Origin of the sequence: Nostoc sp. CHAB 5715 (assembly GCF_020829685.1) — a bacterium.
Taxonomy (GTDB): Bacteria; Cyanobacteriota; Cyanobacteriia; order Cyanobacteriales; family Nostocaceae; genus Nostoc.
In genome coordinates this window covers 1-7,382 of the sequence record NZ_JAIVFR010000307.1, presented here as the reverse complement: position 1 = coordinate 7,382, position 7,382 = coordinate 1, and the positions used below count along the sequence as shown (strand labels likewise).

Genomic DNA, 7,382 nt, shown 5'->3' with positions numbered 1-7,382 from the left:
TACTTAACAGATTATCCTCAGCAAAAAATAAACGCTTCCGACTTTAATTCAGTAAAAGGAAACATTACTAATCGTCGGATTTTTATTGTTTTAACACATGAATCCTTCTACCCAGATGGGTTGACAATAGACAGTGAAGGACATATTTGGTCAGCTATGTGGGATGGATGGTGTGTAATTCGTTTCAATCCCAAGGGTGAAGAGATATTGCGGATAAAGCTACCTGTGCAATTGCCAACTAGCTGTACTTTTGGAGGCGAGAATTTGCAAACACTCTACATCACCACTGCTTCAGTTGGACTCAGCCAAGCAGAGATCGAAAAAAGTTTTCACTCGGGTGATTTGTTTGCTCTCCAAACTGATATTACTGGATTACCTAATTATGATTTTTCTAAATTAGACATCTCCAGAAATTAAATATGCGTTACCCATAACCCTTGTAGAGACGTAGCACTGCTCATACGTGTCAACTTAACGTAAAAGCCATGTCCCGCAAGGAACTGAAGTTCCTTGCTAATAGCGAAAGTCATCTTTTGATGACTAAATAATCCGAAAAATCTTTAGTCTACTTCAGTAGACTTTAGCTATAAGCCCTGAAATTCATTTCTGGGCGGGCGTGGAAGCCAACAGATAAGCGATTTTTAGCTTAAGTTGACACCAATGAGCACTGCTACGTCTCTACATTCTTTTTCGGAGATGTCTATTATAGAAATTTCCAGGTAATTTAACCATTGTACTATTGTTTATTCTCTCCACAGTCAATACGGTTCGTTTAAGCCCAAAAAATAAAAATATGTAGGTTGGGTTGAGGAACGAAACCCAACATATTGCAGGATTTGTTGGGTTTCACGACCTTCAACTCAACTACAAATATTCTTAACCGAACCATATTGTCTCCAAAGTGCCACTTGCTGTCTGAGTTCTCTCATATCTAAAGAATCGCTAGCAAAAGCTTTTCGTAAAAGTGAATGAGGAACAAATTGGTCATACTTTTGAATTTCCGGTGCTTCTGAAGTACTGAGTAAATTTTCTGAGGTAATTCTTTGCTCACACAATGAAGCAATTTCATGATAAAGATATTTAAATTTATCCTTGCCTAATTTAATTGTTAAATAATAGGGATTTACCCCGCCAATACTTATAATTTCCAACGATTCTCGACAGTAGGAGTTGAGTAATCTTTCCAAAGTGCGATAAGCAACCGTACCCATCCAGGGAAAAATGCAGCATTTACCTCTTTCTAATTGCAAGATATTTTGTTTATCTAATCCAACCTGCTGCACCAATTGGCGAACTTCACTTAAACGTTGCAAAGCATTTTTTTGCAAATACCTATACTCGACATTCTCAACTAGAACCTGTTGCATTCGTTGTAAAACTTTGGTATGAATAGTGCCACCACTACCACGCCAATAAATACTAGCTTTCCCCTCGGCTTGTTTAACAAAAATAGCTTTCTTTTTAAAGTCAACTTCTACGACTTCCCAAGTTCTCCCAGCTAAAGCAAATTGATTTCCAACAGCAGGCGGCGTAACGATACTGCCAATTTGCGTTGCACCTTGCTTAACAATATATTCTTGCTGTTCAGCAAAGACAGCATAAAACTGGAATTTTCTCACAATCTTTTCTCCTGCCAAACCCAGGATTAATTTACCTTGCTCAGTATGCTGAATATGACCAATATCAATTAAATAGCAAAGCAATAGTTGGAAATCTTCTTTTAAAATAGCAGCAAAGGGCGGCAAGCTAAAAATTTGTTTAGCTAGGGCATTTGGTGAAATTTCCCCTGCTGCTGTTAAAATACTCATTGTTTGGTGATAAAGCAAACTCAAAGGATATTTAATCGGTCTGATTGGTTCAATCCATTGCTCCTCTAAATAAAGTTGAATGATAGCAATAGACTGCAAAAGTTGCCAGGGTATTTGTTCTGGTAGAGAAGCTTCTAGTAATGATTTCTCTTCAGCGCAAATTAAGCGCATATCGGCAGCTTCACCTCTTCTGCCACTACGTCCTAAGCGCTGTAAAAAGCTAGCTACAGACAAGGGTGATTCTAACTGAATAACTCGCTCTAAATGACCGATATCTATGCCTAATTCTAAAGTCAGAGTGGCGGCGGTAACTGCTGGATTGTTGGGTTCACGCATCGCATTTTCAGCAGCTTGCCGCAAGCTAGCAGATATACTCCCATGATGCACATGATATATATCTGGTAGCCTTTGTTCTGTGGCAATTTGTCGCAAAGATGCTATTACAGATTCAGTTTGCGTGCGATTATTAGCAAATATCAGGCATTTACGAGATTTGCTGAGGTTGAAAATATATTGTTCATAAGCTGTTGCCTCTGATTCATCTACTTCATCAGTAATATAAAAATGTTCTACAGCTAGTTTTAGTTGGCGTTTTATCCCATCAGGTTCCGGTGTAATCACTGGCTTATCTGTTCCAGAACGCAACCAATCTTCAGCTATTGAGTAATCACCAAGAGTTGCCGATAAACCAATACGGCGCGGTTGCTTTTGCGTCAACCTTGCTAAACGTTGTAATTGGCAAATAATTTGACAACCGCGTTCGGAACCCATAAAAGCATGAATTTCATCAATAATGACAAATCTTAAATCACCAAATAAGCGAAGTAGATCGTTATTTTTGTTGATTAACAAACTTTCTAAGGATTCTGGTGTAATTTGTAGAATGCCTTGAGGATTTTTTAAAAGCTTGTTTTTTCGACTTTGAGAAACATCACCGTGCCAGTGCCAAACTGGAATATCTGCTTCTTTGAGTAAGTCGTTGAGGCGTTCAAATTGATCGTTAATTAAAGCTTTGATTGGACTAATATATAATACTCCTATAGTTGTAGCAGGGTTGGTATGTAATAAAGTCAAAACTGGCAGAAAGGCTGCTTCTGTTTTACCCGCAGCAGTTGCAGCAGTAACTAGCAAGTGAGCATCGGTGTCAAATATAACTTGACAAGCGGCAATTTGAACTGGTCGCAATTCAGTCCACTGGTGATGATAAATATATTCTTGGATGAAGGGTGCAAGTCGGCTAAAGGCATCGCTCATTTTTTTATAAATAATTAGTAACAAGTAGCTATCTGAGGATTCAAGAATCGGTCACATACCTGTAAGATGTGATGGGTAATTGGATGAATCTCTTAATTAACAAAGTTTGGGGGTTTAAGTAAAGAGCCTAAGAAGGGCAGAACGTATGTTATAGCAGTCCTAAATGATTTGTAAACTTCTCTCCTTCTCCTCTTGGCGCTCTTGGCGTCTTGGCGGTTCGATAATTTTTACAACTCAAATAGGATTGCTATAGTCGGGGTCTAAATAAGAGTCACAAAACGTAATTGCGAACTTGTACTGAGGGTAGCCGAAGTATTGCGAATTGCGAATTGCGAATTGGTTTAAGTGGCATTTTGGAAAATTTTGTCGATTTTTCCTCCTATTGGCTCAAGGCAGATTAACATCCATAAATCAAACTGAAGTAATAGGGACAAGTATATAATCAGGCAAAACCCATGAATAAGTATAAAGAAGTCTTACGTGTCGTCCTTGCCATATCCATCATTGTGGTTGGAGTGACACACTTTGTTGTTCCAGAAGAATATGTCAAAATTGTGCCGCCGCAACTACCTTACCCTTTAGGATTAGTTTATCTCAGTGGCTTTTATGAAATTTTGGGTGGTATCGGCTTGTTAGTCCCGCCTGTAAGTCAAGCTGCTGCTTGGGGACTTCTTGCTCTTTTTATTGCTGTTTACCCTGCCAATATTAATATGGCGGTTAATCTTATTAAGATTGAACATATACCAAATTCACCTTGGGTACACGTAGTCAGGCTTCCCCTTCAAGCAGTTTTAATTGCTTGGGCTTGGTGGTACACGAAATCTTCTGATGGGGAAAAACAAGCTTCTATTATTCCGAAGTCACTTATTCCCAAAGAATTAGAATTGAAATGAGGGCGTTTTTTTATATCTGAATCATGCGCGTTACAACTTTGTTTGGGATAACACTCTCGTTAGCAATAAGTATTGGAGGAGTTGCTGTTCCGGTGACTCAAGCGGTGCAGCTTAGAGATGGCATTGTCTACTTTGTCCAACCGCCGAAACTTGTTGAGGCGACGACTACTTACAAAGATGTGAATGTTTGGGGCGGGACTTATTATTTTACTATTAACGTGCCGGAGAATGCTGGAGAATCCCTTCAGAAGGTAACTATTAACCAGAAGGAGGGAGCAGAAAACATCGACTACAATCTTAATGATACTCGCGCATTTGTCGGAACGAGCGATCGCAAAGAATCTCGGCTAACACTAGGCCCAGTCACAGCAGAACGCGAAACACAAACAGTTAGTGTGAATTTTTCTCCGCCTGTCACTCCGGGACAGACAATTACAATCGCCCTCCGCCCTCTGAGTAATCCCAGCTTTTCTGGTGTCTACTTATTGGGTGTAACAGCGTTCCCAGTGGGTGAGAAATCCCACGGACAATTTCTCGGCTTTGCACGGTTTCAGTTTTACAGCAATAGAAGTAACTGGTAGTTTCCATAGGGTGCATTACGTCAATATCAAAAAAGTAGAATTAGTGACAATACGCTTGGGTTAAGGCTTAACTCTTTGTCAAAGTTAATTTTTTTAACGATCCGCGTTGGCAAAGCCTCTCGCAGAGAAGACGCAAACACGAGTGTGTCTCCAAGAGTTGAACGCAAAGGAAGAGAAAAAACAGCAGGGCTATTTCATTCTCATCTAGCCCACCTCAGAATAAATTCTGAGGCTAATAGTAAAAGTCGTCTAAAGACGACTAAGAAAGGCTTTTAGTCCACTAAGCGTGGACTTGGGCTATAAGCGAGGAACTTTAGTTCTGGGCGGTTTATGTCTAGAACGAAATAGCCCTGCTCTTAGTCCAATTGCCAAATAATCTACAATCCAATATTCTGTAATACCTAAACGTTGATATTCATCCAATTTATCAATGTAGTCATCTTCCCAATTAGTTGATGTCACTTCTACAGCTAACTGGATAGGTTCTTCAAGTGCAGAGTAAGCAGAACGATTTGAGCGCCATGTATCTTTATCTATGACACTTACATCAGGCTTACGCCCTTGTTCTATTCCATTGGCAGTTATAGTTTTAAAGACTGCTGTGTTATTAACTACATAATTTAAGTTTAGTCGCCTAATTTCATCATTGAAACCAAAAAATATAAAATTGGCGACATCATCATGATTTCTGGTTGCACGCACCTCTACAATTTCTCCATCTACAAGTTCATAGAAACCTTCCTCTGGACACTGTTCTAAAAATTGCTCGAAAGTTAGTTTTTGTCTGGTGTATGTTTTCATAGTGCTACGTCTATTTAAACTTTTTGAATAAACCGCCGCCCTAGCAAACCTTGGGGTCTAACTAATAGCATGATAAACAAAATTCCAAAGGCTACTGCGTCTTTATATCCAGAGAATTCAGAAGGGACAAACGCCTCGACTAATCCAATTACTAAGCCTCCCACCACTGCACCGGGAATACTACCTAAACCTCCTAAGACAATTACCGCTAAACCCCGCAAACCAAAAGCAATGCCGAAATATGGCCCAGCTATACTAACACTAGAGGCGACTAAAGTTCCTGCCAATCCCGCTAAAAAACTGCTGATGAAGAATGTTAAAATTATAAAGCGATCGCTATTAATTCCTAACAAACTAGCTGTAGTTGGATCTTCTGCGATCGCTTGCATTGCCTTACCATATTTAGTCCGATTGATAAAATAGGTAAGAATTGCCACAATCACCACTGATACAGCAAAAATTACCACCTGAACGCTGCGAATAGGAATTGGATTATCTGGAGTACCAAAATTAATCGCAGGTGGTAAATTACCGTAAGTATTTGCGGGGTATGTGTAACTTTCTGCGCCTACTAAATACTGGATTAAATTCACAATTACCACTGCTACCCCCAAGCTGGAAACAACAGTTAATAAAGGATCAGATCCTTGACGGCGCAGAGGTTGAAAAGCAACCCGTTCCATTACTACCCCTACCAATCCCGCCAAGGTACTTCCTAAAATTAAGGCGATCGCAAATGGTAATTTTATCGGCAAGGTTGCATTCGCTAGCAAGCCGTTAAATCCAAAGTTACCACCTGTGAGTGCATAAGTGAAATATGCACCCAAGGTAAAAATCGCGCCATGAGCTAAATTAATGATGCCCAAAATAGAATAAACTAAGGTATATCCCAATGCAAAAATTGCATAGATACTACCGATAGATAATCCGTTCAAAAATTGTTGCAGAAATAGAGTTATATCCATGTTGCAACTATTTTATAAATACGAATTTCCCAGTGTTTCCATCTTTATCCATCTTAATTTGGGCAACGTAAAATTCCTTTTGAATCACATCACCGACTGGTGTAAAAGCAATCTCACCTAAAGGAGTATCATACTTTCCAGCTAGTATTTGCTTGTTCAATTCTGTCCGCAGTTTATCAAGAGGTAATGTGCTAATTTTGGTTTTTTTATCCAACTCTTTAAGCGCTTCAACATACACCTGCACCGCAGCAAAAGATTGACCAGTAAATTGGGCTGGTTCTTTCTTATATTGCTCAATATAAGTTTGGCGAAATACCTTATTAATCTCACCAGGATATTCAGGACTGTAAGCTTGAGCAATCAGCACACCATCGCAAAGTGCTTTACACACTGATAAAACATTTGGTGTATTCAGACCATTACCACCAATAATTATGCCTTTATAACCCAGTTCTCGTAGTTGTCGCACTAAGTTACCACCATCAGCCGCTAGTCCCGAAATAATTACTAAATCTGGTTTTAAGTTAATTGCATTGGTAGCTTGGGCTTGAAAGTCTGTATCAGTAGTTTGGAACTTTTGAACTGTTACTAATTCTAGCCCTTGTTCTTTTACTGCTGTTTGAAAAATCTCCGTTTCTGATTTGTTAAATGCATCATTTTGGGCGTAAAAAACTGCCACTTTTTTAATTTGAGGATTCTGTTTTAGTGCAGCTTTCAGCGAATTAGGGGCAACTATAGAGACGGGGGCAGATACACGAGCTACATAATCACCAATTTCTGGAATTCCTTTTGCGGTATTTGATGCGCCAATAACTGGGACTTTAGCACGTTCGGCGATGGGGTCAGCACTAAAAGCTTGCTGTGATAAAGTAGGGCCAACAATACCGACTACTTTATCTTTGTTAATTAAAGTTTGAAAAGCGTTAATTGCTCCAGCTTCATCACCGCTAGTATCTTGGGTTATCAATTTAATCGGAGTGCCATTAATACCACCTTTACTGTTGAAATACTTCTCGGCAATTCTAGCTCCCACGAATCCCTCTTGACCAAGTAATGCTACGTTGCTGGTTTGTGCTAAGG

Annotated in this window: 7 protein-coding genes; 3 read left to right on the top strand and 4 right to left on the bottom strand. The window is 39.5% G+C overall.

Annotation, left to right across the window (positions count from 1 at the left end):
- Nucleotides 1-417, top strand: a 417-nt coding sequence (locus tag LC574_RS17960) for an SMP-30/gluconolactonase/LRE family protein (protein WP_229454763.1), incomplete at its 5' end; no start/stop codon positions are given.
- Between the two features lie 443 nt (nt 418-860).
- Here the strand turns inward: LC574_RS17960 and LC574_RS17955 are convergent.
- Nucleotides 861-3,062 (bottom strand): DEAD/DEAH box helicase, encoded by a 2,202-nt coding sequence (locus LC574_RS17955; protein ID WP_229454762.1) that lies wholly within the window; start codon nt 3,060-3,062, stop codon nt 861-863.
- 455 nt (nt 3,063-3,517) lie between these two features.
- On the opposite strand from LC574_RS17955, the gene LC574_RS17950 reads away from it, so the two are divergent.
- Together LC574_RS17950 and LC574_RS17945 are read left to right on the top strand one after the other, a co-directional pair.
- A complete protein-coding gene (locus tag LC574_RS17950; protein ID WP_229454761.1) occupies nt 3,518-3,955 on the top strand; it encodes a DoxX family protein in 438 nt (145 codons plus the stop codon).
- 23 nt (nt 3,956-3,978) lie between these two features.
- The gene (locus tag LC574_RS17945; RefSeq protein ID WP_229454760.1) at nt 3,979-4,536 is read left to right on the top strand and encodes a DUF2808 domain-containing protein; all 558 of its coding nucleotides are present in this window, start codon (nt 3,979-3,981) and stop codon (nt 4,534-4,536) included.
- A 297-nt stretch (nt 4,537-4,833) separates the two neighbouring features.
- On the opposite strand, the gene LC574_RS17940 is transcribed toward LC574_RS17945, so the two are convergent.
- From LC574_RS17940 to LC574_RS17930, 3 genes are all read right to left on the bottom strand, one after another.
- Nucleotides 4,834-5,337 (bottom strand): Uma2 family endonuclease, encoded by a 504-nt coding sequence (locus LC574_RS17940; protein ID WP_229454759.1) that lies wholly within the window; start codon nt 5,335-5,337, stop codon nt 4,834-4,836.
- Nucleotides 5,338-5,351: 14 nt separating this feature from the next.
- Nucleotides 5,352-6,302 carry a branched-chain amino acid ABC transporter permease gene (locus LC574_RS17935; protein ID WP_229454758.1) on the bottom strand — a complete coding sequence of 317 codons (951 nt, stop codon included), beginning with the start codon at nt 6,300-6,302 and terminating at the stop codon, nt 5,352-5,354.
- 7 nt (nt 6,303-6,309) lie between these two features.
- The coding region (locus LC574_RS17930; protein WP_229454757.1) for an ABC transporter substrate-binding protein at nt 6,310-7,382 on the bottom strand (1,073 nt) is incomplete at its 5' end.

What these genes read in the sequence shown, in the direction of transcription:
- LC574_RS17955 (WP_229454762.1), bottom strand. Translation starts at nt 3,062, where the DNA reads ATGAGCGATGCCTTTAGCCGACTTGCACCCTTCATCCAAGAATATATT.
- LC574_RS17950 (WP_229454761.1), top strand. Translation starts at nt 3,518, where the DNA reads ATGAATAAGTATAAAGAAGTCTTACGTGTCGTCCTTGCCATATCCATC.
- LC574_RS17945 (WP_229454760.1), top strand. Translation starts at nt 3,979, where the DNA reads ATGCGCGTTACAACTTTGTTTGGGATAACACTCTCGTTAGCAATAAGT.
- LC574_RS17940 (WP_229454759.1), bottom strand. Translation starts at nt 5,337, where the DNA reads ATGAAAACATACACCAGACAAAAACTAACTTTCGAGCAATTTTTAGAA.
- LC574_RS17935 (WP_229454758.1), bottom strand. Translation starts at nt 6,302, where the DNA reads ATGGATATAACTCTATTTCTGCAACAATTTTTGAACGGATTATCTATC.